This is a genomic window from Rhizobacter sp. AJA081-3, from assembly GCF_017795745.1.
In the GTDB taxonomy this organism is placed as follows: domain Bacteria; phylum Pseudomonadota; class Gammaproteobacteria; order Burkholderiales; family Burkholderiaceae_C; genus Piscinibacter.
In genome coordinates this window covers 3,654,718-3,677,380 of the sequence record NZ_CP059067.1, presented here as the reverse complement: position 1 = coordinate 3,677,380, position 22,663 = coordinate 3,654,718, and the positions used below count along the sequence as shown (strand labels likewise).

22 protein-coding genes are annotated in these 22,663 nt (G+C 69.0%); 9 read left to right on the top strand and 13 right to left on the bottom strand.

Annotated elements, in window-relative coordinates:
* From HZ992_RS17580 to HZ992_RS17555, 6 genes are read right to left on the bottom strand one after another with little or no spacing between them, the layout of a single operon-like run.
* Positions 1-333 (bottom strand): HypC/HybG/HupF family hydrogenase formation chaperone, encoded by a 333-nt coding sequence (locus HZ992_RS17580; RefSeq protein ID WP_209383115.1) that lies wholly within the window; start codon positions 331-333, stop codon positions 1-3.
* Between the two features lie 13 nt (positions 334-346).
* Positions 347-970 carry a HyaD/HybD family hydrogenase maturation endopeptidase gene (locus HZ992_RS17575; RefSeq protein ID WP_209383114.1) on the bottom strand — a complete coding sequence of 208 codons (624 nt, stop codon included), beginning with the start codon at positions 968-970 and terminating at the stop codon, positions 347-349.
* Between the two features lie 6 nt (positions 971-976).
* On the bottom strand, positions 977-1,708 hold the full coding sequence (gene cybH, locus HZ992_RS17570) for a Ni/Fe-hydrogenase, b-type cytochrome subunit (protein ID WP_209383113.1): 732 nt from the start codon (positions 1,706-1,708) through the stop codon (positions 977-979).
* An 18-nt stretch (positions 1,709-1,726) separates the two neighbouring features.
* Complete coding sequence (locus HZ992_RS17565; protein WP_209383112.1) at positions 1,727-1,975, bottom strand: hypothetical protein; 249 nt, start codon at positions 1,973-1,975, stop codon at positions 1,727-1,729.
* 23 nt (positions 1,976-1,998) lie between these two features.
* The gene (locus HZ992_RS17560; RefSeq protein ID WP_209383111.1) at positions 1,999-3,855 is read right to left on the bottom strand and encodes a nickel-dependent hydrogenase large subunit; all 1,857 of its coding nucleotides are present in this window, start codon (positions 3,853-3,855) and stop codon (positions 1,999-2,001) included.
* A gap of 12 nt (positions 3,856-3,867) precedes the next feature.
* Positions 3,868-4,938 (bottom strand): hydrogenase small subunit, encoded by a 1,071-nt coding sequence (locus HZ992_RS17555; protein ID WP_209383110.1) that lies wholly within the window; start codon positions 4,936-4,938, stop codon positions 3,868-3,870.
* A gap of 371 nt (positions 4,939-5,309) precedes the next feature.
* Here HZ992_RS17555 and HZ992_RS17550 point away from each other — a divergent pair, with 371 nt between their 5' ends.
* From HZ992_RS17550 to HZ992_RS17540, 3 genes are all read left to right on the top strand, one after another.
* On the top strand, positions 5,310-6,353 hold the full coding sequence (locus HZ992_RS17550; protein WP_209383109.1) for a potassium channel family protein: 1,044 nt from the start codon (positions 5,310-5,312) through the stop codon (positions 6,351-6,353).
* 96 nt (positions 6,354-6,449) lie between these two features.
* Positions 6,450-7,418, top strand: a complete 969-nt coding sequence (locus HZ992_RS17545) for a phosphotransferase enzyme family protein (protein ID WP_209383108.1) — start codon at positions 6,450-6,452, stop codon at positions 7,416-7,418.
* 163 nt (positions 7,419-7,581) lie between these two features.
* A complete protein-coding gene (locus HZ992_RS17540; protein ID WP_209383107.1) occupies positions 7,582-8,703 on the top strand; it encodes an acyltransferase family protein in 1,122 nt (373 codons plus the stop codon).
* Between the two features lie 99 nt (positions 8,704-8,802).
* On the opposite strand, the gene HZ992_RS17535 is transcribed toward HZ992_RS17540, so the two are convergent.
* From HZ992_RS17535 to HZ992_RS17525, 3 genes are all read right to left on the bottom strand, one after another.
* A complete protein-coding gene (locus tag HZ992_RS17535) occupies positions 8,803-10,062 on the bottom strand; it encodes a class I SAM-dependent methyltransferase (protein WP_209383106.1) in 1,260 nt (419 codons plus the stop codon).
* Positions 10,063-10,067: 5 nt separating this feature from the next.
* Entirely contained in the window at positions 10,068-11,825 is a 1,758-nt protein-coding gene (locus HZ992_RS17530) for a sensor histidine kinase (protein ID WP_209383105.1), read from the bottom strand.
* Positions 11,826-11,892: 67 nt separating this feature from the next.
* Complete coding sequence (locus HZ992_RS17525) at positions 11,893-12,558, bottom strand: response regulator (protein ID WP_209383104.1); 666 nt, start codon at positions 12,556-12,558, stop codon at positions 11,893-11,895.
* 157 nt (positions 12,559-12,715) lie between these two features.
* Between HZ992_RS17525 and HZ992_RS17520 the strand changes: the two genes are divergently transcribed.
* Both HZ992_RS17520 and HZ992_RS17515 read left to right on the top strand, forming a co-directional pair.
* On the top strand, positions 12,716-14,521 hold the full coding sequence (locus HZ992_RS17520; RefSeq protein WP_209383103.1) for an integrin: 1,806 nt from the start codon (positions 12,716-12,718) through the stop codon (positions 14,519-14,521).
* A gap of 23 nt (positions 14,522-14,544) precedes the next feature.
* Positions 14,545-16,374: an FG-GAP repeat protein gene (locus HZ992_RS17515; protein WP_209383102.1), complete on the top strand. Its 1,830-nt coding sequence runs from the start codon at positions 14,545-14,547 to the stop codon at positions 16,372-16,374.
* Positions 16,375-16,386: 12 nt separating this feature from the next.
* Here the strand turns inward: HZ992_RS17515 and HZ992_RS17510 are convergent, their stop codons facing one another.
* Both HZ992_RS17510 and soxR read right to left on the bottom strand, forming a co-directional pair.
* A complete protein-coding gene (locus tag HZ992_RS17510; protein WP_209383101.1) occupies positions 16,387-16,686 on the bottom strand; it encodes a hypothetical protein in 300 nt (99 codons plus the stop codon).
* Entirely contained in the window at positions 16,683-17,168 is a 486-nt protein-coding gene (soxR, locus tag HZ992_RS17505; RefSeq protein WP_209383100.1) for a redox-sensitive transcriptional activator SoxR, read from the bottom strand. The genes HZ992_RS17510 and soxR overlap by 4 nt, the downstream gene beginning before the upstream one ends.
* A 101-nt stretch (positions 17,169-17,269) precedes the next feature.
* On the opposite strand from soxR, the gene HZ992_RS17500 reads away from it, so the two are divergent.
* The 3 genes from HZ992_RS17500 (at position 17,270) to HZ992_RS17490 (ending at position 19,440) form a co-directional block, all read left to right on the top strand.
* Positions 17,270-17,701, top strand: a complete 432-nt coding sequence (locus HZ992_RS17500) for a VOC family protein (protein ID WP_209383099.1) — start codon at positions 17,270-17,272, stop codon at positions 17,699-17,701.
* Positions 17,702-17,783: 82 nt separating this feature from the next.
* Complete coding sequence (locus HZ992_RS17495; protein WP_209383098.1) at positions 17,784-18,221, top strand: YciI family protein; 438 nt, start codon at positions 17,784-17,786, stop codon at positions 18,219-18,221.
* A gap of 139 nt (positions 18,222-18,360) precedes the next feature.
* Positions 18,361-19,440, top strand: a complete 1,080-nt coding sequence (locus tag HZ992_RS17490) for an aromatic ring-hydroxylating oxygenase subunit alpha (protein WP_209383097.1) — start codon at positions 18,361-18,363, stop codon at positions 19,438-19,440.
* A 9-nt stretch (positions 19,441-19,449) separates the two neighbouring features.
* On the opposite strand, the gene HZ992_RS17485 is transcribed toward HZ992_RS17490, so the two are convergent.
* A complete protein-coding gene (locus HZ992_RS17485; RefSeq protein WP_245213089.1) occupies positions 19,450-20,619 on the bottom strand; it encodes an ABC transporter substrate-binding protein in 1,170 nt (389 codons plus the stop codon).
* Positions 20,620-20,783: 164 nt separating this feature from the next.
* On the opposite strand from HZ992_RS17485, the gene HZ992_RS17480 reads away from it, so the two are divergent.
* Positions 20,784-21,554, top strand: a complete 771-nt coding sequence (locus HZ992_RS17480) for a helix-turn-helix transcriptional regulator (protein WP_209383096.1) — start codon at positions 20,784-20,786, stop codon at positions 21,552-21,554.
* Between the two features lie 15 nt (positions 21,555-21,569).
* Here the strand turns inward: HZ992_RS17480 and HZ992_RS17475 are convergent, their stop codons facing one another.
* Entirely contained in the window at positions 21,570-22,598 is a 1,029-nt protein-coding gene (locus tag HZ992_RS17475; RefSeq protein ID WP_209383095.1) for an aromatic ring-hydroxylating dioxygenase subunit alpha, read from the bottom strand.
* Positions 22,599-22,663 lie beyond the last annotated feature (65 nt).

Below are 22,663 nucleotides of genomic sequence, written 5' to 3'. Positions count from 1 at the left end.
TCACTCCGGGAGGTGTTCGAGGGTGGCGCGGCCGGCGAGGGCGGCCAGCGCGGTGGGGTCCATGCGCGAGGGCAGCGCGAAGCCGACTTCGTCGAACGGGTGGGTGGACGCGCCGGCGAGCGCGCACTGCAGCAGGTCGAGCACGCCGTTGACCTCGGCGGCGCGGCCCGCATCGATGCGTTCGCGCGCAGCGTCGAGAAAGACGAGCAGCCACTCGCCTTCGTGCGGCTCGTCGATCAGCGCGGTGTCGACACGCTTGACCTCGCCGCGTCCCGCCACCCAGGCGTGGCCAGGTTCGGTGCGCAGCACTTGCATGGGGATGCCGATGCACATGGCGATGCGGCGATCAGCGCGAGGGGATGAATCGTTCGTCGCCGACGCGGCAGGCCTGCTCGGCGGCGGGTCGGCCCTGCTCGTAGGCGCCCAGGGCCAGCGTGGGCACCGTCACCGCCTCGTCGTCGCCGGGGGCGGCGTCGCGTGGCACGGGCCGGGCGCCCCACTGGCGCAGGCGGTCCAGGCCGAGCGCGAGCGCGTCTTCCATCGCCGTCTTGACGATCGGGCGCAGGCTGCCGCCGTAATCCTCCAGCTCCTGCGGCTGGCAGCCGATGAGCAGCACCTCGTCGGGGTACTGCTCGGTGAGCTGCGCGAGCATCAGCACCTCCTGGAAGCCGGTCTGATGCAGGCTCATCTTCTTGGCGCCCATGAAGCGCGGCACCTCGTCGTTCTCGATCAGCTTGAGCGTGCCGGGTTCGATGCCGTAGTCGATGGCGTCGAAGATCAGCAGCTTGCGCGCGGCCTGCACGTGCTGGATCAGGTACAGGCCCTGCGTGCCGCCATCGACCAGCTGCACCGGCACGCCCTGGGTCTCGTCGAAGGCCCAGCGCTGCTGGAGGGCCTCGACGCAGCGCACGCCGAAGCCTTCGTCGGCCCACAGGACGTTGCCGATGCCGAGTACGGTGATGGCGGACATGGCGGCTCAGTTCTTGAAGGTGCGGTAGCCGGAGATCATGGTGCTGACCATGCTCTGCCGACCCATGATGTCTTCGCGGATCGCGGCGTAGACATGCAGCACGACGAAGATCACTACGCCCCACATGCCCAGGTGGTGCCAGGTGTGCACGTCCTGCGACTGGCCCATCAGCGGGATCAGCCAGCTGCTGAACAGGCGGTTCGCCCACGAGCCGGCCTGCGTGCCTTCGCCGTACAGCGCGAAGCCGGTGAAGGCCATGAACACCGACAGGAACAGGAAGCCGAACATCGCGCCGCGCGCCAGCGGGTTGTGGCCCACGTAGCGGCTGGGCAGCGGGATCAGGAAGGCATACCACTTGAGCATCGTCAGCACCTCGCGCCAGTAGGCGCCGCTGAACACCGGCAGCGTGAACAGCTCGCGCGCATGGTGGTTGCCGACGAAGGCCCAGTACAGGCGCCCGAGCAGGCCGACGGCGAACACGTAGCCGGCCGCGAAGTGCGCGAAGCGGATGTAGCCCATCAGGTAGTTCGCGCTGGCCTCGCCGGGCTGCGTGGGCAGCGGCGAGCCGATGAAGTAGCCGGTGAGAGCCAGCACGACGAGCGACAGCGCGTTGACCCAGTGCCACACGCGCACCGGGGCCTGGTAGACATAGACCGACTTGATCGACGCGGCCTGCGCGACCGCGCTCTCGTCGGTGCCGGTGGCGTCGGAGATGGCCTGCGGGGTGGTGGCGGACATGGGGTGTGCCTCCGGGGTTCAGCGGCGGGTGGAGGTGGTGTCGCGCTCGCTGCGGTCCGCGCGCCGCCGGCGCCGGATCGAGCGCACCAGCACGACCGCGTAGCCGACGGCCAGCGCCAGCAGCATCGGCACCACGTGGTCAGCTTCCAGCACGTGCATCAGGTTGTCGGGCGCGCTCAGGCCATGGCCCGGGTGCGCTTGCGCCGCCGCGGCGGCGAGCAGGGCCGCCACGGCGGCCGCGGCACGGATCGTTCGTTGAGTCGTCATCGTGTTGTCTCCGAAGGTTTTCTTCAGCGCACCTTGACGCGGGTGAGCTCGGCGCCGTCCGCGCTCATCACGTGCGTGGAGCAGGCGAGGCAGGGGTCGAAGGAGTGCAGCGTGCGCAGGATCTCGACCGGCTGCTCCGGGTTGACCATCGGCGTGTTCATCAGGCTGGCCTCGAAGGCGCCGATCTGGCCTTTCGCGTCGCGCGGGCTGCCGTTCCAGGTGGTCGGCACCACGCACTGGTAGTTCTCGATGCGGCCGTCCTTGATCTTCACCCAGTGGCCCAGCATGCCGCGCGGCGCGGCCACCGTGCCCACTCCCTTGGCCTCCTTCGGCCAGGTGCTCGGATCCCACTTATCGACGTTGGCGGTGGCGGTGTCGCCCGCCTTGATGTTGGCGACCAGCTCCTTGTAGTCGTCGAGCATCATCTCGCCGCAGTACTGGCCCTCGAGCGCGCGCGCCAGCGTGCGGCCGATGGTGGTGGGCAGCAGCTGCTTGGCGGTGTATTGCGTCTCGGGCAGGCCCAGCGCCTTCGGGATGGCGCTGTTGATCATCATGGCCGAGTACTCGATCTGCTCCTTCGGCCGCTGCGCGTACTTGTTGCCCTTCTTCGCGTGGGCGTAGGCGAGGATGTAGCGCGACAGCGGGCCGACCTCCATCGCGTGGCCGCGCCAGCGCGGCGCCTTGATCCACGAGTACTTGGCGGCCTCGTCGATCTGCTCGATGTTGGTCCGCGTGCCCTTGGTGTTGGCGCCCAGCGCGTAGTTCGGCTCGGTCACGCCGTCCCAGGGGTGCAGGCCCTTGGTCTCGTCGGCGTACTTGTACCAGCTGTGCGTCACGAACTCCTGCACCTGCTCGGGGTCGCGCGGGTCGATCGGCAGGATCTCGTCCCAGTTGCCGTTCAGGATCACGCCGCCGGGCAGCTGGTCGGTGCTCTTGTCGTAGTTGACCTTCGGGTACTCGCCGTAGTCGCTGACGTTGGTGGCCGAGAGGCCGCCGCCGTGCAGCCAGCCCGCCTGCTTGTAGATCGTGCCGATGGCCAGCACGTCGGGGATGTAGACGTTCTTGTTGAACTCGATGATCTCGTCGATGCGTGCCTTGACGAAGTTCAGCCGCTCCATGTTGATCGGCGCGCCGGCGGCGCCGTTGCCGTCGATGTTGATCGCGCAGGGCACGCCGCCCACCAGGTAGTTCGGGTGCGGGTTCTTGCCGCCGAAGATGGTGTGGATCTTCACCCACTCCTTCTGCAGGTCCAGCGCCTCGAGGTAGTGCGTCACCGCCATCAGGTTGGCCTCGGCCGGCAGCACATAGGCCTTGTTGCCCCAGTAGCCGTTCATGAAGGGGCCGAGCTGGCCGGCCTCGACGAACTTCTTCAGCCGGTTCTGGATGTCGCGGAAGTAGCCCGCCGACGACAGCGGGTGCGCAGGCGAGACGAGCTGCTGCAGTTCGCTGGTCTTCTTCGGGTCGGCCTTCAGTGCCGACACTACGTCGACCCAGTCGAGCGCGTGCAGGTGGTAGAAGTGCACCGCGTGGTCGTGCACCTGCAGCGTCTTGGCCATCATCTCGCGGATCAGGTGCGCGTTCTTCGGGATCTTGATGCCCAGCGCGTCCTCCACCGCGCGAACCGAGGTCAGCGCGTGGCAGCCGGTGCACACGCCGCAGATGCGCTCGACGAAGGCCCAGGCGTCGCGCGGGTCGCGGCCCTTGAGGATAACTTCGAGGCCGCGCCACATCGTGCCGGTGGACACGGCGTTGCGGATCACGTTGTTCTTGTCGAGGTTGACCTCGCAGCGCATGTGGCCCTCGATGCGGGTCACCGGATCGACGACGATGCGCTTGCCGCTGTCGTCGAGCTTGAAGCCTTGCGTTTCGTACGCGCCCATGGGGTTGGTTCCTTATTTCTGCGAGGGTTTCGGGCTGCTGACGCGCTTGATCGCCGACACCGCGGCATGCGCTGCGACCGCCGCGCCGACCACGCCGGCCGCCGTGCCGCCGACCTGGTCGGCGTTGGCCTCGATGCCGAACTGGTGGATGTCGGTCAGGCGGCTGTAGAACGAGCCCTTGTCCCAGAAGCCGTCTTCCGAGCAGCCGATGCAGCCGTGGCCGGCCTTGATCGGGAAGCTGGTGCCCTCGTTCCACTGCACGGTGGAGCAGGCGTTGTAGGTCGTCGGGCCCTTGCAGCCCACCTTGTAGAGGCAGTAGCCCTTGCGCGCGCTGTCGTCGTCGAAGGCCTCGACGAACTGGCCGGCGTCGAAGTGCGGCCGGCGGTAGCACTTGTCGTGGATGCGCTGGCTGTAGAACATCTTCGGCCGGCCCTGGCGGTCGAGCTCGGGGATGCGGTCGAAGGTCAGCATGTAGGTGATGACGCCGGTCATCACCTCGGCGATCGGCGGGCAGCCGGGCACCTTGATGATCGGCTTGTCGGTGATCACCTTGTGCACCGGCACGGCCTGCGTCGGGTTCGGCTTGGCTGCCTGCACGCAGCCCCAGCTGGCGCAAGAGCCCCAGCTGATGATCGCCTTGGCGTCCTTGGCGACGTGCTTGAGCTGATCGAGGAAGGGCTTGCCGCCGATGATGCAGCTCATGCCGTCCTGGTTGAGCGGCGGGTTGCCCTCTACCGCCAGGATGTAGTTGCCCTTGTACTTGACCATGATCTCTTCGAGGATGGCCTCGGCCTGGTGGCCGGCCGACGCCATCAACGTGTCGTCGTAGTCCAGCGAGATCATCGACAGCACCACGTCCTTGGCGAGCGGGTGCGCGCTGCGGATGAAGCTCTCCGAGCAGCAGGTGCATTCCAGCCCGTGCAGCCACAGCACCGGGGTGCGCGGCTTGGTTTCCATCGCGTGGGCGATCTGCGGCACGAACGAAGGCGCCAGGCCCAGCGAGGTGGCGGTCAGTGAGCAGTACTTGAGGAAGCTGCGGCGCGAGATGCCCTGGCGCCGCATCACCTCGTAGAAGGTCTCCATCGTCCTCGTCTCCTTGTTTGTCGACGCGGAACCAGGACACAAGAGGCGTGCCGCTTTGCGGGCCTCCCCGGGTAAACACCGCAGGCGCCTTGCAAGTGCTTGCGGGCGTTGAGGTTTTTTGCCGCGGGTCAAGCCGTCGACGCGGGCGAGCGTGAGGCGCTGGTCAGTGGCTTGCCGGTGGGGTGACCAAATCGGAAGCTGCGCTGGCGGTGAAGCAGGGCGCCAGATGGATCGTTGTTCGAGATCAGGTTGCGCGGCGTGAACTGCCAACGCCTACCCATTGACGCAAGGCAAGCCATGACCGGGGCTTGCGGCTAGAGTCCCAGACAGGACGGTGGCCCTTCGCGCCATTGCCGAAGCCGCTGGCGCCGATGTCCAACCCGACCCATCGCGCACTCGCGCACAACCTGATGCTGGCTGCAGCTGGTCTGTTGGCGGTACACGTCATCGGCACCGTCGGGTTCCTGGTCATCGACGCCTCGCGAGGAGGTTCCGCCAGCGCGTTCGACGCGTTCTACATGACCTTCATCACCGTCGCCACCATTGGCTACGCGGAAACCATCGATCTGTCGGGCAGTGTCTGGGGGCGCGTGTTCAATGTCGGGGTGGCCCTGGCCGGCATCGGCGCCGTGTGGGTGATGTTCTCCAACTTCACGGCACTGCTACTGGCGCGGGCGCTGGATCCGGCGCGCATGCGCGCGCGTCTACTCAAGGAGGTGAGCCGAATGAATGGGCACTACATCATCTGCGGCCTCGGGCGAATCGGCTCCGGTATTGCACGCGAGCTGGAGGCCACTGGCCACACCTGGGTGGCGATCGACCCCTTGCAGGCGGTCACGGAGAATCCTCAGCAAAGCCAGCCGGGCGCCAGTCAAGACAGCCGGCGCGTGCTCGCCGACGATGCCACCGACGACCAGGTGCTGCTGTCTGCCGGCCTGGAACGTGCTGCCGGTGTGTTTGCCGTCACCGGCGACGACTCGAAGAACCTGCTCATTTCGCTCTCGGCCAAGCAGCTCAGTCCGAAGGTGCGTGTCGTCACCCGTGTCCATGACGTCGCCAACGTGGCCAAGTGCCGGCGTGCCGGGGCCGACGAGATCGTGTCACCGGACTTCACTGGCGCCTTGCGCCTGGCCGGCGCCATGCTGCAACCCCACGCTACGGGGTTTCTCGACGAGTTGCTGCACCGGGGCGACGCCATGCGGGTGGTCGATGTCGCCGTAGCGCCGGGCTTCAAGACACGCCCTGTAGGCGACCTGCAACTGCGCGCCGCGGAATACCTGGTCGTGGGCCTGCGCAGGGAAGGCCAGCTGCAGCTCAATCCCGAGCCGGACATGCTGCTGACACCAGGCTCCGTCTTGATTGCCATGGCGACGCCGGCCGGGGCGGCGGAGTTGCGGCAACTCCTGCGGGCCTGACGGGCTCGACCACCTGCTGCACGGCAACCGGTCGTCGTCTCGCGACGACTGCGACTGCGCTCGCGTCGAGCTCGCGCCTGGAGGACACTTCATTCCGTGCGCGATCCATTCATCGAGACCGTGCTGAGCCGTCACGGTGTGCGCGCCGACGCCCTGCGTTGCGTGACGCGGCTGGACGGCGAGGTTTGGCGGGTACGATCCAAGGCGAGTCCTGACCTGGCCTTGCGCCTGTACTCCGCAAGCCACCAGGATCCCGCTGCCATCGGCACCGAGCTGGACTTGCTCGAGGCGCTTGCGGCCACCGCGCTGCATGTGCCGGTTCCACAACGCTGCACCGAAGGTACGCGACTGCACCGCCATCCGGATGGGCGCTACGCAGTCCTGCTGACATGGCTGGATGGCCGCCAGCATGACCGCGGCCTCACCCCCACGCGGCTGGAGTCCGTTGGCCGTTTCACCGGGGCCTTGCACCGCGTGGCCACGGCGTTGCGCGCCGCCGGCCGCGTGCGCACGGAGCGCCAGGCCGCACCTCTGGACCTGCCGGCCTGGGCCGCGGGCACGCGAACCGGGATGGACCGCCTGAGCGCGGCCCATCACGCGGTGCTGCGCGATTCGGCGATGCGGCTGCACGATGAGATCGAAGCCTTTGGCCGCGGGCCGGAATGCTGGGGCCTCGTGCACGGCGACCTGCACCCGTGGAATCTGCTCTTCGTGCGCGGCGCTGCAGGCGCCATCGACTTCGCCGACTGCGGGATGGGGCATCACGCCATGGACCTCGCTGCCACCCTGCAGTACCTGCGCTACCCGCTGGCGGGCAACCACGACCATCGACGGCACTACGCTGCCCTGCACGACGCATTGCTGAAAGGCTACGCCGCCGAACACACGCCTTCACCGAACCTGATCCGGCAAGTGTCGGTGCTTGTGACCGCACGGCTGTTCCTCACGCTGGCCTGGATCCTGGATGATTGGCCCGCCCTGGATCATCGTCCGTGGGGGCCTGGATTCATCGATGGGTCGCAGAGCGCCTTGCGGGCGTGGCTGGCCGCCCCGCTTGACCCCTGACGCTCGTACGCGGCAGCCAGGACAAGCCCGGCCGCTCGCTATCTCGGTGGCGCCGTCCAGCCAAAGCACTGGATCTGCCCCAGGTGGAGAGCGGCAGCTCCAGCACTGGAGGGTGCCTGGGCTGCCACGCTGGACCGTGCGCCTGCCCCGACAATCATTGCCGATGAATCACCTGCCCGGCCTGGACCTGCTGCGAGCCCTCGCCATCGTCTGGGTGATGCTCTTCCATTCCTTCCTCGTCGGCGGACTGGGGGCGGACTTCGCCTGGTTGTCGCGCTTCGGCTGGGCCGGCGTGGACATCTTCTTCGTGCTCAGCGGCTTCCTGATCGGCACGCAGGTCCTGCAGCAGTTGCGGCGCAGCGGCACCGTCTCGCTGGGTGGCTTCTATGCGCGGCGGGCCTGGCGCATCCTGCCGGCGTTTTCGGCGGTGCTCGCGCTCTACGTGTTCTTCCCGGCGCTGCGCGAGGTGCCGGGCCTGCAGCCGTGGTGGCAGTTCGCCACGTTCACGATGAATCTGCTGATCGACTACGAGCGCAACCCGGCCTTCTCGCATGCCTGGTCGCTGTGCGTCGAGGAGCACTTCTACTTGGTATTTCCGCTGCTGGCCTGGGTGCTGTCGCGGCGGGCCAGCGTGCCGCGCTTCCTGGCCGTCTGCGCGGCGGTGGTCCTGGGCGGCGTCGCTTTGCGTGGCGCCACCTGGCTGCACTTCGCGGCGATCGACCCCCCGCGCAACTGGTTCATCGAGGAGATCTACTACCCGACCTGGATGCGGTTGGACGGCCTGCTCGTGGGTGTGATGCTGGCCAGCCTGCGCGTCTACCGGCCGCAGGGCTGGGAGCGGCTGCAGCAGCATGCCAACGCCTGGCTGTTGGGCGGCGCGCTGGTGTGCGCCGTGGCGTTCTGGCTGTTTCGAGAGCGCACCGGGCTGCTCGCCAACACGCTGGGCTGGCCGGTGCTGTCGCTCGGGTTCGGGCTGCTGGTGTTTGCTGGCGCCGGCCGGCGCAGCCTGATCGGCCGCTGGCGCGTGCCGGGCATGGCCTGGCTCGCCGCGATCTCGTACAGCTTGTACTTGAGCCACAAGATCGCGCTCCATCTCGTGCACATGTGGCTGGCACCCTCGCTGCAGGGTTCGCGCGTGCTGCTGTTCCTGAGCTACGCGCTGGCAGTGCTGCTCTTCGGCGCATTGCTGCACTACGCCGTCGAGCGTCCGTTCCTGCGCTGGCGCGATCGGCGGCTGGGCGTGCCGGCTTCCAGTTCCTCGCACGCCGCCGCGCAATGCGACTGACGGTCGCGGCCCGTTGCAGACATTCACGAAGGTCCGCAGCGATGGGCGCGCGGGCCGGAGAACGCGGGTACCGCCGTCGACCTGCGACCGAAGTCCGTATCAGGCCGAACCGGCGCGTGCCACGTCGTCTTGAATCAGCGTCTCCAGGCACTGCTCGCGCAGACCGTAGAAGCGCTTGATCTCGGCGATCTGGGCCAGCAACTCGGGCTTGCGCTTCTCGGCGGCCGCCAGCGCCGCGCCGCTCTTCTTCACCGCCAGGATCATCTTGTTCTTGCTGGTGTGCTCCAGCGCCACGAACTCGAACACCTGGGTCTCGTAGCCCTGCGACTCGAGCAGCAGCGCGCGCAGCGAATCGGTGACCATCTCGGCCTCCTGGCCGAGGTGGATGCCGTGCTGCAGCATCGGCCGCAGCAGCGGTGGAGTCTGCATCTGCGGGCGGATCTGCTTGTGGCAGCAGGGCGAGCACATGATGATCGCAGCACCGGCGCGCAGGCCGAGGTGGATGGCGTGGTCGGTGGCGGTGTCGCAGGCGTGCAGCGCGATCATCACGTCCAGCCGCGCCGGCGTGTAGCTGCGCACGTCGCCCTGGTCGAAGTGCAGGCCGGTCAGGCCGTGCCGCGCGGCGGATTCATTGCACAGGCGCACCATGTCCTCGCGCAGCTCGACACCGGTGACCTGCGCCCGCTTTCCCTGGCCGACAAGCCAGTCGTGCATCGCGAAGGTCAGGTAGCCCTTGCCGGAGCCGAAGTCGACCACGTGGACCTCGGGGCTCGCAGCCAGCGGGCTGCTCCTCAGGGCCGCGCTCATCACCTCGATGAACTTGTTGATCTGCTTCCACTTGCGCGACATCGCCGGCACCAGTTGCCGCTCGCCCTTCACCTCGTGGGTGAGGCCCAGGTCGGTCCAGAACGGCGCCTCCAGGGGCAGCAGACGCTGCTTGGCCTTGTCGTGTGCTGAGGTCTCGGCGGGCTGATCTTCAGCGGCGAGCGCGCCCACGCGAAGGCTGGGCTTGCCCTTGCGGCTGAAGGCCAGCTGGATCTCCTGCGAGCGCGTGAGCAGGTGGGCGTTGTGGAAGTCGCGGCCCAGCAGTGCGGCGACCTGCGTCAGGCCTTCGTCCAGCGGATGGTTCTTGGTGACGTCCTTGGTCTGGTGGCGCCACAGGAACGACAGCTGCCGCTGTCCGCGCAACTGCACCTCTCGAACGGTCAGGCGCTCCAGCGTGTCCGGCGCACCGACGTGCTTGCTCAACAGCAGCTTGACGAAGCTGCCGTCGGCCAGCGCCGTTCGCAGCAGCACGACGAAGCGCTCGCGGGCATCGGCCAGGGCTGCAGGAGGCGGGTCGATCAGGGTGCTGAACATCGCGGTCAGGAAGGCTGTGATGGATTCTCGTTCATCGCCGACAGCATGCGCACCGTCGTCCCGCGCGGGCCGCTGTCGATCTTCAGCACCGCCGGGATCTGCGCGGCGCGCGAGCGCATGTTGCGCAATCCGTCACCACGGCCTCCCAGGGCCGCCGGGTCGAAGCCCTCGCCGTCGTCACCCACCGCGAGCGTCCAGCCGCCGCCGGGCAGATTCTCGAAGTGCACGCTCAGGCAGCGCGGCTGCGCATGCTTGAGCGCGTTGGTGAAGGCCTCCTGCACGATGCGCAGGGCGTGCAGCACCTGGTCGGAGCTCAGCCGCGGGCTGTCCCCGTCGGCGGCGATGCGCCAATCAAGCCGCACGCCGGCGTGCGCCAGGCGCGGCTCCATGCGGTAGCGGAAGTTGCCCAGCACCAGCAGCAGTTCGTTGCCGGCCGGCTTGAGCGAGTCGATGGCCAGCCGCAAGTCGTCCACGCACTCGCGCAGCACGCCGGCCACGGCCGGGCCAGCCAGGGTGCCGGCCTCCACCAGCAGGATCGAGCTGATCAGCTGCGAGCCCAGGCCGTCGTGGATGTCGCGCACGATGCGCTCGCGCTCCTCGGCCGCCACGCGCTCGCGCTGCAGCTCGAGCACGCGGGCGTGCTCGACGGCGATCTCGCGCTCGCGTTCGGCCAGCCGCGCATCCAGCTCCTCGTTGATGCGCTCCTGCTGCGTGCGCGCCCTGGCGAAGGCATCCACCAGGTTGGCGCCCATGACCAGCGAGAAGACCACCATGCTGTAGGGCGTCAGGTAGATGCGCGCCTCGCTTTGCCGGATGCCCAGCTGCAGCAGCAGGTCCATCGCGCCGAAGGCCTGCGCCACCAGCAGAGCGAACAGCAGCAGCACCAGCTCCAGCCGCGGGGTGCGCCGGTACTGCAGGGCCACGAAGCCGATCGTCGCGATCCACAGCGCCGTGAGCCAGACGTAGCCGAGCCCGAAGACCTGCGGGAAGGGCACCGTCAGCACCACGATCGTCCAGGCCACCGAAGCGAGGAGCAGGGCCCGTTCGGCCCGCGGGAACGAGCGCCGGCACAGGCGGAACGAAAAGAAGATCAGCGAGATCAGCATCCAGTGCAGCGGCACGCTGGCCCAGGCCTCGTACCAGCCGCTCAGGCTGGGCGCGACGATGAACAGGTGCCCGTTGCGCACCGAAGCCAGCACGCAGGCCAGGCCGAACCAGCCGTAGGCCGCGTCCTGACGCCGCCGCAGCCAGTACAGCAGCGCCGGGAAGCCGAGCAGCAGGGTGACGAGGCTGGTGATCTGCGGGCCGGTCACGCGCCAGAACAGCACATGGTCGTACTGCTTCTGCAGTTCGGCGTGCGGCCCCAGGCTCATGCCGTTGACGACGCCCTTGCCGAAGCGGTTGACGCTCAGGCGCACGTCGATGGTGTTCTCGCCGTGCTTCAGCAGCGCCGTCGGGATGCTGTAGAAGAGCGGGTGGTTCCAGCCGAAGGACTCGGCGTTCGACACGCTGGTATTGCCGACCTGGACCCCGTTGACGAACACGCGCGCGCGGTTGGCCGACGACACGAACAGGGCCACCGCGCTGTCGGGCACGGCATCGAGCTGCACGCGCGCACGCAGCCAGCGGTGCGCACCCTCGGCCGGCTGGGGCACGAGGATGTTGCCGTCCGAGCGTTGCAGCGACGATGCGTCGGCGGGGGGCGGCTGGGTGCCGCTGTGATCTGAAAAGACCTCGAACTCGCGCACGGCGATGCGCGGCACCGGGCCCTGCGACCAGGCCGCTGCGGCCTGCAGCAGCAGAGCCAGACCGATCAGCCCGGCGGCGACGCTACATCTCGATGAGGCCCAGGCGCGAGGCCTCGTGAACGGCCTGCCCGCGCGAGTTGACGCCCAGCTTCCGGTAGGTGCGATTGACATGGGTTTTCACGGTGTTCACGGTGATCGACAGCAGATCGCAGATCTCCGCGAAACTGAATCCCTTGGCCACGAGCGTGAGGATCTCGGCCTCGCGCTCGCTCAGCGCCACGCCGGTGTCGCCCGGCGTGCTCGATGGCGGCGCCGGTGCGCGCAGGCGGCTCAGCACCAGGCGCGCCACCATCGGGCTGATCGGCGAGCCGCCGCCGAGCAGGTCGTGCAGCGCGCCGAGCATGTCATCGCTGCTCGAGTCCTTCAGCAGGTAGCCGATGGCGCCGGCCTCGATGGCGCTGACCACATGCTCCTCGTCGCCGAACACGGTGACCACCATCACGGCACATTGCGGCTGCAGCCGCGCCGCGGCGCGGATCAGTTCGGTGCCGTCGCCATCGGGCAGGCCCAGGTCGACCACCAGCGCATCCAGGCGCGAGTGCTCGAGCGCCTGCAGGCCCAGGGCCAGCGTGTCGACCGCGCCGACCACCTCGAAGCTCGCGTCCGAGCCGAGGATGGCCTGGAAGCGCGCACGAAAGGCCCGGTCGTCCTCGACGATGAGCACTGCACTGCGACCGGCCGAGTCCATTCGTAGGCCCCCCTGCGAGCGCAGTTTAGCCACGCCGGTGCTTCTAGGGGTCGCCCGTGCGGGCGACAGACCGCGGCGAGGCGGCGACCTAAGCTGGATGCGAGGCTGATGGCCCGCACATCCGATGCAGGGCTGCAGACCGCGACAGGGAGTCGACATGGAACGGACATGGCAATCTGCGGGCGCCGCGTGCCGGGCTGCTGCGGCGGCATGGCTGGCGGCGCTGGTGCTGGCGGCCTGCGGCGGCGGTGGCGGCTCGGCCGGCACGGAGGGCTTCAGCGTGCAGCTGAACGCGCCTTCGGCGACGCTGCAGCCGCGCCAGCTCTCGCTCGATTTCAGCGCCTCCGGCCCAGCCAGCGCCGCCATCGCGGTCTACCGCGTGCAGTGGCGTGCCGATGCGCAGGCCGACTACGCAGCGCTGGGCGCAGACCTCGTTGCGAGTGCCACGACCGCACTTGTCGAACTGCCTGGCCTGACCGGCCTCCAGTGGGTGCAGGCCAGTGTGCGGATGCAGGCCTGCGATGCGGCCGGCGCCTGCGTCGTGAGCAACGAGCAGCCGCTGGCGGCGGTGCTCGGCGCGGCCGTGGGCTACTTCAAGGCCGGCAACACCGGCGCGGAGGATGTGTTCGGCAGCCGCGTGGTGCTGTCGGCCGATGGCAGCACGCTGGCCGTCGCGGCCTGGGAAGAGGACAGCGGCGCCGACGGCGTCGACGCAGACGGCTCCGACGACAGCGCGCCCGAGAGTGGCGCGGTCTATGTGTTTGCCCGCGGCGCTTCGGGCTGGGCGTTGCAGGCCTACCTGAAAGCCTCGAACAGCGACGCGAACGACCAGTTCGGGTTCGCGCTGGCCCTGTCGGCCGACGGCAGCACGCTGGCGATCGGCGCCGATGGCGAAGGCAGCAACGCCACCGGCCTGGATGGCAATCAGGCCGACAACAGCGCGCTCGCCAGCGGTGCCGTGTACCTGTTTGCGCGCCAGGGCGGCACGTGGAGCCAGAGCGACTACGTCAAGGCCTCCGACGCCGCGGCCGGCGACCGCTTCGGCCGCAGCGTGGCGCTGTCGGCCGATGGGCGACGTCTCGCCGTGGGTGCGCTCAACCAGGGCAACGGCGGTGCTGCCTACGTGTTCGAGCGCAATGCCACAGGCTGGGTGCAGACCGCCGTGCTGAAGGCCTCCAACGAGGACCTCAACGATTGGTTCGGCCACGCGCTGGCGCTCTCGGCCGACGGCGCCACGCTCGCTGTCGCGGCGCGCGAGGAGGCCAGCGGTGCCAGCGGGCTGAACGGCGACCAGGCCGACGACACGACGGTGGCTGCCGGGGCCGTCTATGTGTTCTCCCGCAGCGACATGGGCGTGTGGACGCAAGAAGCCTACGTGAAGGCTTCCAATCCAGGTTCCCACGACCGCTTCGGCCACGCACTGGCGATCTCGGCCGACGGCGCCACGCTGGCCGTCGGAGCCTTTGGCGAAGACAGCGCGGCGGCCGGCATCGACGGGGATCAGGCCAGCGATGCGGCGAACAGCAGCGGCGCGGCCTATGTGTTCGTGCGCGACGGCACGGCCTGGGCGCAGCAGGCGTACCTCAAGGCATCGAACACGGGCGCCAGCGATTCATTCGGGCTGGCCCTGGCCTTGTCGGCCGACGGGCGGGCGCTGGCTGTCGGCGCCTACAACGAATCCGGCAACGCGCGCACGGTCAACGGCGCGCAGGACAACGACCTGTCCAGCGAAAGCGGCGCGGTGTACCTGTTCGAGCGCGATGGCAGCCTGTGGGCCCAGCGCGCGTACGTGAAGGCGCCCGACAACCGCGAGCGGGACCGCTTCGGCCAGAGCGTGGCCCTGTCCGCGGACGGCAGCACGTTGCTCGTGGGCGCTCCGAGCGAGGCCAGTGCCGCCACGGGCATTGCCGGCGACCGCGACTCCGTGGCCGCACCCGGCAGCGGCGCCGTCTATCTGTTCTGAATCCGCCACGAAAGGGCCGACCCATGAAACAAGCCATTCCACTCGCTCGCGCCGCTCGGCTCGTAACCGCGACCACCGTCCTGGCGGCATCGCTGCTGTCGGCCTGCGGCGGCGGTGGTGGCGGGGGTGCTGCGCCGGGCACGGCGCCGCCGGCACCGGTAATCTCGCTGAGCAGCGGCATCAAGACGCTGGTGTTCGACTGGGCGGCCGTGCCCGAGGCCACGCACTACCAGTTGCTGGAAGAACTCCAGGGAGGCGACTACGTTCAGGTGGGCAACGACATCCCGGCCGCCACCACACACTACGAACACACGGTGCCGTTGTGGACACGCGTGCTCGCGCACTACGTGCTGCAGGCCTGCAACGCGGCCGGCTGCAGCAAGTCGGCCGCGCAGACCTGGAGCCTCGGGGCGATGAACGCCGCGATCGGCTATGTGAAGGCGAGCAACACGGGCGCCAGCGATGTCTTCGGTGGAGCCGTGGCCTTGTCGGCCGACGGCAGCACGCTCGCCGTGGGAGCCGCCTTCGAGGACAGCGCGGCCACCGGGATCGACGGCAACGGCGCCGACAACAGCGCCGGGGCTGCCGGTGCGGTGTACATCTACGCACGCCAGGGCAACCAGTGGGCGTTCCAGGCCTACGTGAAGGCCTCCAACGCGGGAGACGGCGATCTCTTCGGGACGGCGCTCAGCCTCTCGGCCGACGGCAACACCCTGGCCGTGGGGGCCAGCGGCGAAGACAGCAGCGCCTTCGGCAGCAATGGCGACCAGGCGAGCAACGCCTCGGCCAACAGCGGCGCGGTGTATGTCTTCCAGCGCAGTGCCGGCACCTGGAGCCAGGGCACCTACCTGAAGGCGAGCAACACCCAGCCCCAGGCACAGTTCGGCAGCGCAGTGGCCCTGTCGGCAGACGGCAGCACGCTCGTGGTGGGTGCGCGAACCGAAAGCGGCAATGCCACCGGCGTCAACGGCGTGCCGGCCAACTTCAACGCCAGCGGCAGCGGGGCTGCGTATGTGTACCGCCGCACCCAGACCAGCTGGATCGTGCAGGCCTACCTCAAGTCCAACCAGGCCGACAACGGCGACAACTTCGGAACCGCGGTCGCGATCTCGCACGACGGCAACCGTGTGGCCGTGGGTGCACCGTTCGAAGACGGCGCCGCCACCGGGGTGGGCGGTGAGTTGAACAATGCGGCGCTGAACAGCGGCGCCGTGTTCCTGTTCGCGCGCAACGGCAACGTCTGGAGCACCGAGGCCTACGTGAAGGCGTCGAACACATCGCCGGACGACGCCTTCGGCTCCAAACTCGCCCTGTCCGGTGACGGCACGACGATGGTGGTGGGGGCGCCCGACGAGGACAGTCGGGCAGTGGGCATCAACGGCGACGAGGCCGACGAATCCGTCCAGGATTCCGGGGCAGCCTATGCCTTCGACCTGCAGGGCGGCGTGTGGAGCCAGCGTACCTACATCAAGGCCTCCAACACCGCGCCGGCGTCGCACTTCGGCATCTCGTTGGCCTTGTCGTTCGACGGACGGCAGCTGGCGATCGGTGCCGATTCCGAGTCCAACAGCGGCCTCGGATTCAATGCCAACTACGCCGCAGACGACCAGGCGGTGGTCGGATCCGGCGCCGTGTACATGCTGCAGCGCGTGGGCATCGCCTGGCAGATCAACCGCTACATGAAAGCCTCCAATGCCAACGCAGGAGACCTCTTCGGATCAGCGCTGGCCCTGTCCGCGGACGGGACCACGCTCGCCGTGGGCGCCCGGTATGAAGACAGCAATGCGCTGGGGCTGGCTGGCAACCCCAACGACGCGACGGCGTCGGAGGCCGGTGCCGTGTACCTCTTCTGAGCTGCCCGAGATTCAGTCCGCTGGCGTGCCGAACACCGCGAGGAACGCCTCGACGAAACGCGGCGAACCCGTCAGCGTGAGCGTGACGGCATGCCAGCGGCCGCTTTCCATGCCGATCTGCAGTTCGTGGTCCCAGTCCATGCCGTCGTCGGCCGGCCCGTGGGTGTGCGGGAAGTTCGTCCAGGCCCATGCCAGCACCTGCTGCACCTCGGCCATCACCGCGGCATGTTCCTCCGCGCCGGTGGCTGCCATCGCTTCGAGCGTGGCGACGCCGTCGCTGCCTTCGCTCAGCTCGAAGCTCAGGTAGTTCAAGCGCCGGCCTTCGATGAGGTGTTCGGCCGCGGCGGCCGGTCGCCGAGCAGGTAGCGCGGCCCGCTGCCCAGCCTCGCCGCGCTGTCCGCCGGGTTGTAGAGCTTGCAGGTCTTCAGCGACAGGCAGCCGCAGCCGATGCAGCTGTCGAGCTGGTCGCGCAGGGCGGCGAGCGCGGCGATGCGCGCCTCGATCAGCGGTTTCCAGGCGCGCGACAGGCGGGCCCAGTCGGCCGGCGTGGGCGTGCGCTGCTCGGGCAGCGTGGCCAGCGCCGCGCGCACTTCGTCCAGGCTGAGGCCGACACCCTGCGCGATGCGGATGAAGGCCACGCGGCGCAGCGTCTCCTTCGCGTAGCGGCGCTGGTTGCCTTCGGTGCGGCTGCCGCGCAGCAGGCCCTGTGCCTCGTAGAAGCGCACCGCGCTCGTCGCCACGCCGGCACGCTGCGCCAGCGCGCCGATGGTCAAGCCGGATTCAATGGACTGCATGCCTGCCCCACGTGAAGTAGTCGCTTGACTTCAAGCTTACTTGAACTTCGAGAATGCGCGCATCCAACTCTTCCCACCCGTACTTTCAAGGAGATTGAGAAATGAGCGTCACCATCCTCGAACACATCAACATCACCGTGCGCGACGTCGACCGCAGCACGCGCTTCCTGCTGGCGGCGCTGCCCGACTGGCGCGTGCGCGGCGAAGGCCGCATGGAGTGGTTCGGCAAACCCATCACCTGGCGGCACGTCGGCGGCGACGGCTTCTACGTGGCGCTGCAAGGTGGCGGCGAAGGCGAGCTGACGGACTGGACGAGCCACCGCCTGGGCCCCAAGCACGTGGGTCTGGTGGTGCCTTCGGTCGACGCGGTGGTGGCCCGGCTGGCAGCGGCCGGCTACCCGCTGGACCATTGGGGTGGCACGACGGCCGGCCGGCGCAGCGTCTACGTGATCGACCCGGACAGCGTGCAGTTCGAGTTCGTCGAGTACCTCAGCGACGACATCGAACTGCGCAACGCCTACGAAACAGCCTGAAGGCCGTGTCGATTTAGGCTATCTTGGTTCGTCGTGAGATCAGAGCCCGACGGCTCGACCCCCGAACCCAGGAGAATCGACGATGCGTGTGATGGTGCTGGTGAAAGCGACGAAAGACTCCGAGGCCGGCGTGATGCCGAGCACCGAGATGATGGCCGCCATGGGCGACTTCAACGAGCAGCTCGTCAAGGCCGGCGTGATGCTGGCTGGCGAAGGCCTGCATCCGAGCGCCAGGGGCAAGCGGGTGCAGTTCTCGGGCAGCCGGCGCACGCTGATCGACGGGCCGTTCGCCGAAACCAAGGAGCTGGTTGCCGGCTTCTGGCTGTGGCAGGTGAAGTCGATGGACGAAGCGGTCGAGTGGGTGCGGCGCTGCCCGAACCCGATGCCCGGCGACTCCGAGATCGAGATCCGCCCGCTCTTCGAGGCCGCCGACTTCGGCGCCGAGTTCACGCCCGAGTTGCAGGCTCAGGAAGATCGCCTGCGCGCCGAGGTGGACGCTTCGGCAAAGCGGGCCGGCTGACGCGCCGGCAGCAGGCCTCGCACTCGCCCATGGGCGTCAGCCGTGCGGCGGGGCGATCTTGCGGCGCGGGCCGCCGCAGCCATAGACGCGGCCCGCAGCACAGTGCACGATGCTCGCCTTCGAGACAGCGGGGCCGACCATGGACACCACCGACCGCGTGCGCGACGCCGCACTGCGACTGCAGGCCGAACTGGCCGACGAACGCACCCCTTTCGTGACCGACGCGTGGTACGTCGCCGCCTTCGCCGACGAGGTGACGCGCACGCCGCTGGCGCGCCGGCTGCTCGGCATCCCGGTCGTGCTGCTGAGGCGCACCGACGGCGGTGTCGCGGCGCTGGAAGACCGCTGCCCGCACCGCTCGATGCCGCTGTCGCTGGGCACGCTCGAGGGCGACACGCTGGTCTGCGGTTACCACGGCGCTCGCTTCGGCTGCGACGGCGTGTGCAGCGGCGTGCCCTCGCAGAGCGTGGTGCCGCCGGGGGCGCGCACGCGTGCCTTCCCGGTCGCGCAGCACGGGCCGCTGGTGTGGATCTGGATGGGCGCCGGCGCGCCGTTGCGGGCCGCGCCGCACCCCGGCTGGATCGACGATGCCGGTTGGGCGGCGTCGCGCCAGAAGCTGCACATGAAGGCCAGCTACGTGCGGCTGCACGAGAACCTGCTCGACCTCACGCACCTGAGCTTCCTGCATGCCAGGACCTTCGGCACGCCCGACTACGCCAGCGCGCCCTACGAGACGGAAATCGACGCCGAAGCCGGCCGCTTCGTCATCACGCGCAGCGTTGTTCCGACGCGGCTGCCGCCGATCTGGGCCAGACCGACCGGGCTCGAGGGCGTGGACGCCGCGCGCATCGCCAGCTCCACCTTCGTGTCACCGGCTCTGCACGAGGTGCGCGTGTCCTTCCATGCCTGCGACCGGCCGGCCGCCGAGCAGCCCTCGCGCGCCATCCGCACGGCGCACATCGTGACGCCGGAGTCGGCCACCAGCACGCACTACTTCATCCACCACGCGCGCAACTTCGCGCTGGAGGATGGTGCCATCACCGCCTTCATGCACGAGCAGCTGCTCGCGGCTTTCCAGGAAGACATCGACGGCCTGGAGGCGATCGAGCGCAACCTGGCGAACTACCCGCCCGGCACGGCGCACGAGATCTCGTTCCACGCCGACCGGCCCTCGCTGGCGATGCGGCGCTGGCTCAAGCGGCGGGCGCCGCCGCCGTAGCCGCCAGGGTCAGTTCTGCAGCTTCCAGGTGCCGCCCTCGATGCGGACCATCACCTGGCTGCGCTGGTCGACGCCGTTGTGGTCGGCCGGGCTCATGTTGAACACGCCCTGCGAGCCGACGAATTCCTTCGTGCCTTCGATCGCGTCGCGCAGCGCGGTGCGGAACTCCGGCGTGCCGGGCTTGGCCTTCTTCAACGACTGCGCGGCCGCCTGCTGAACGATCAGCAGCGCGTCCCACATCGTCGCGGCGAACAGCGAGCGGCTGCCCGCGCCGTACTTGCCCTCGAAGCGCTGCACGAAATCCACCGCCGGCTTCTTCACCGGGTTGCTGTCGGCCAGCTGCTCGGCCACCAGCACCGGCGCCACCGTCATGTAGCCGCCTTCCAGGTCCTTGCCACCGACGCGCAGGAAGTCGTTGTTGGCCACGCCCTGGGTCTGGTAGACCGGGCCCTTGTAGCCGCGCTTGGCCAGCTCGATCTGCGGCAGCGCGCCCGGCGTGCCCGCGCTGTGGATGAACACCGCGTCCGGGTTCGCGGCAATGATCTTGACGATCTGCGCCGTCACGCTCTGGTCGGTCGGCGCGTACTTCTCGCTGGCGACGATCTTCACGCCCTTGGCCGCAGTCACCTGCTCGGTGACCTTCAGGAAGCCGTCGCCGTAGCTGTTGGCCACGCCGATGGTGGCGATGGTCTTGCCCTTGTTCTTCAGCACATGGTCGATGACCATGTTGGTGGAGATCAGCTCGGTGGGCGAGAGCTTGAAGGCCCACTTGCGCGGCCCGTCCTGCGGCAGCACGATGGCCCCGCCGCCGGCCAGCGAGATCACCGGCACGCCGGCCTGGCCGGCCGACTCCACCACCGCCAGCGAGGGCGGGGTCAGCGAGGCGCCGAGGATCAGGTCGACCTTCTCTTCGGTGATCAGCTTCTGCGTGTTCTTGGCCGCGGTGGTGCTGTCGGTGTTGTCGTTCAGCACCGTGAAGCGCACCTTCTCGCCGGCCAGGTCGCCGGTCCACAGCTTCAGCGCGTTCTCCTCCGGGATGCCCAGCGAGGCGCCGGGGCCGGTGAGCGACAGCACCACGCCGATGTGGATCTCGGCGCGCGCGGCCGGGCCGAAGGCGAGGGTGGCCGCGGCAACGCCGGGCAGGAGCAGGCGGCGCACCGCGGTGAGGGAAAACGACATCGATGTCTCCTGATTGAATGGGGCGAGACGGTGCACCGGCCGGGATAGTCCCGACGGCACAGGTCCGCGCCGCAGGCTAACGTGGCAACTGTCGCCTGTATGTCCTCCGAGCAGAGGACAGCGACGCTCACCGACTCCCGACCTACCGATCACCCCCCCGCCCGATGGAACTGCGCTCGCTCCGCCTCGACCCCGGCATCCGCCTGCCGCGCAGCGAGGCCACGGGCGCGCTGGCCGGCCTGATCGGCTGCATCGGCGACGAGGCTTTCGGCCAGCGTGGCATCGAGCAGCTGGCGCGGCTGCTGCCGCTGGGCTGGTGGACGGTCTACCGCATCTTCGACGACGCGCCGCCGGCGCTGCACTTCGGCGGCTGCCTGCAGCCCGAGGACTGCGTGGCGGATGCCTTCGGCGCCTACCGTGCCGGCCTGTGGCGCCACGACCGCGCGCTCGGCGAGGTGCGCCAGCATGTCGCGCGCGGCGACGCGGTGCTGACGCACCTGCATGCGCTGGAGCTGGCGCCGGAGCATCGGCGGCAGATCTTCCAGCGCCACGGCCTGTCGGAGCGTCTCTCGCTGGCCTGCGAAGACGCCGACGGCGCGCTGCTGGCCATGAACCTGTACCGCCACGAGAGCCAGCCCGCCTTCAGCGACGAGGAGCGCGACACCCTGCAGGCCATGGGCTCGCTGCTGCTGACCTGCGTGGTGCGCCACCTCGCGCTGCGCCCGCAGGGCCCGGCGGCGATTCCCGAGTTCGGTGCGCTGACGCGGCGCGAGCGCGAGGTCTGCGAGCGGCTGCTGCGCGGCTGGACGCACGACGGCATCGCCGCCGACCTGCAGCTCTCGCCGACGACGGTCAAGACCTACCGCGACCGCGCCTTCGAGCGGCTGGGCATCCACCAGCGGCACGAACTGTTCGCCCTCGCGCTCAAGCGCTGAGGACGCGGTTCGGTCTCAGCCCGCCGCCTGCTGCCCCTCGGCGCGCAGCGCCTCGTCGACGATCCGGCGGAACTGGATCAGCGCCGAGTCCATCGCCAGCGGCAGCATCGGCGCGTCCGGCTTCATGGCGATGGTGCGCGCCTGCGCGGTGATCATCGCGCGGTCTTCCTCGAAGGCCTGCTCGAGGCTGGCGTAGACGGTGTCGGCCAGGCTCATGCCACCCTGGTCGGTGGGCACCGACTGCTGGAAGAAGTAGTGCGTGCTGTGCTCGGTCTCGGGCGTCAGCGTCTGGCAGGAATGCAGCCGCACGGTCTGCGGGCCGCTCGCCTCGGCGCTGCCGGTGGGGCGGCCGCCGGAGTGCATGAGCAGCGTGGCCGGCAGCAGGAACTCGTAGATGAAGTGGCGGTCGAGATTCGTCGTGAACTCGCGCATGCGCTTGTAGAAGGGCGGCGGCGGCACGTCGGTGACGAAGCGTGAGACGCGCAGGCCACGCGGCACCGGCTCGATGGTCGGCCGCGCCTGCGCGATGGCGGTGGAGCCGCCCAGCGTCTTCTCGTGCACGTAGCTCAGGTGCGAGAAGTCGAGCAGGTTGTCGGCGATCAGCAGGTAGTTGGTGTCGTAGTGCAGGTAGCCGGGCTTGTGGTGCCAGTCCGGGTGATCGCAGGAGAAGTTATCGGGCAGCTGCGCGGTGTCGGCCAACGCCGGGTCGCCCATCCAGACGAACACCCAGCGGTTCTTCACGGCGACGGGATAGCGGCGCACCTTCGCCTTGGGCGGCACCTTGTCCAGGCCCGGCACTTCGACGCAGATGCCGCCGGCGTCGAACATCAGGCCGTGGTAACCGCAGCGCACACAGTCGCCTTCCTTGCGGCCCTTGGACAGCGGCGCGAGGCGGTGGCAGCAGCGGTCTTCCAGCGCCACCACCTCGCCGGCTGCGGTGCGGAACAGCACCAGCGGCTCGCCGATGACGGTGCGGGCGAACAGGCCGTCGGCCGGGATCTCGTGGTCCCAGGCGACGACGTACCAGCAGTTGCGGATGAACACGGTGCGCTCCAGTGCCAAGTCTCGTGGCGGCACTGTAGGCCGGGGCGCGCGCGCCGTCTGTCCTC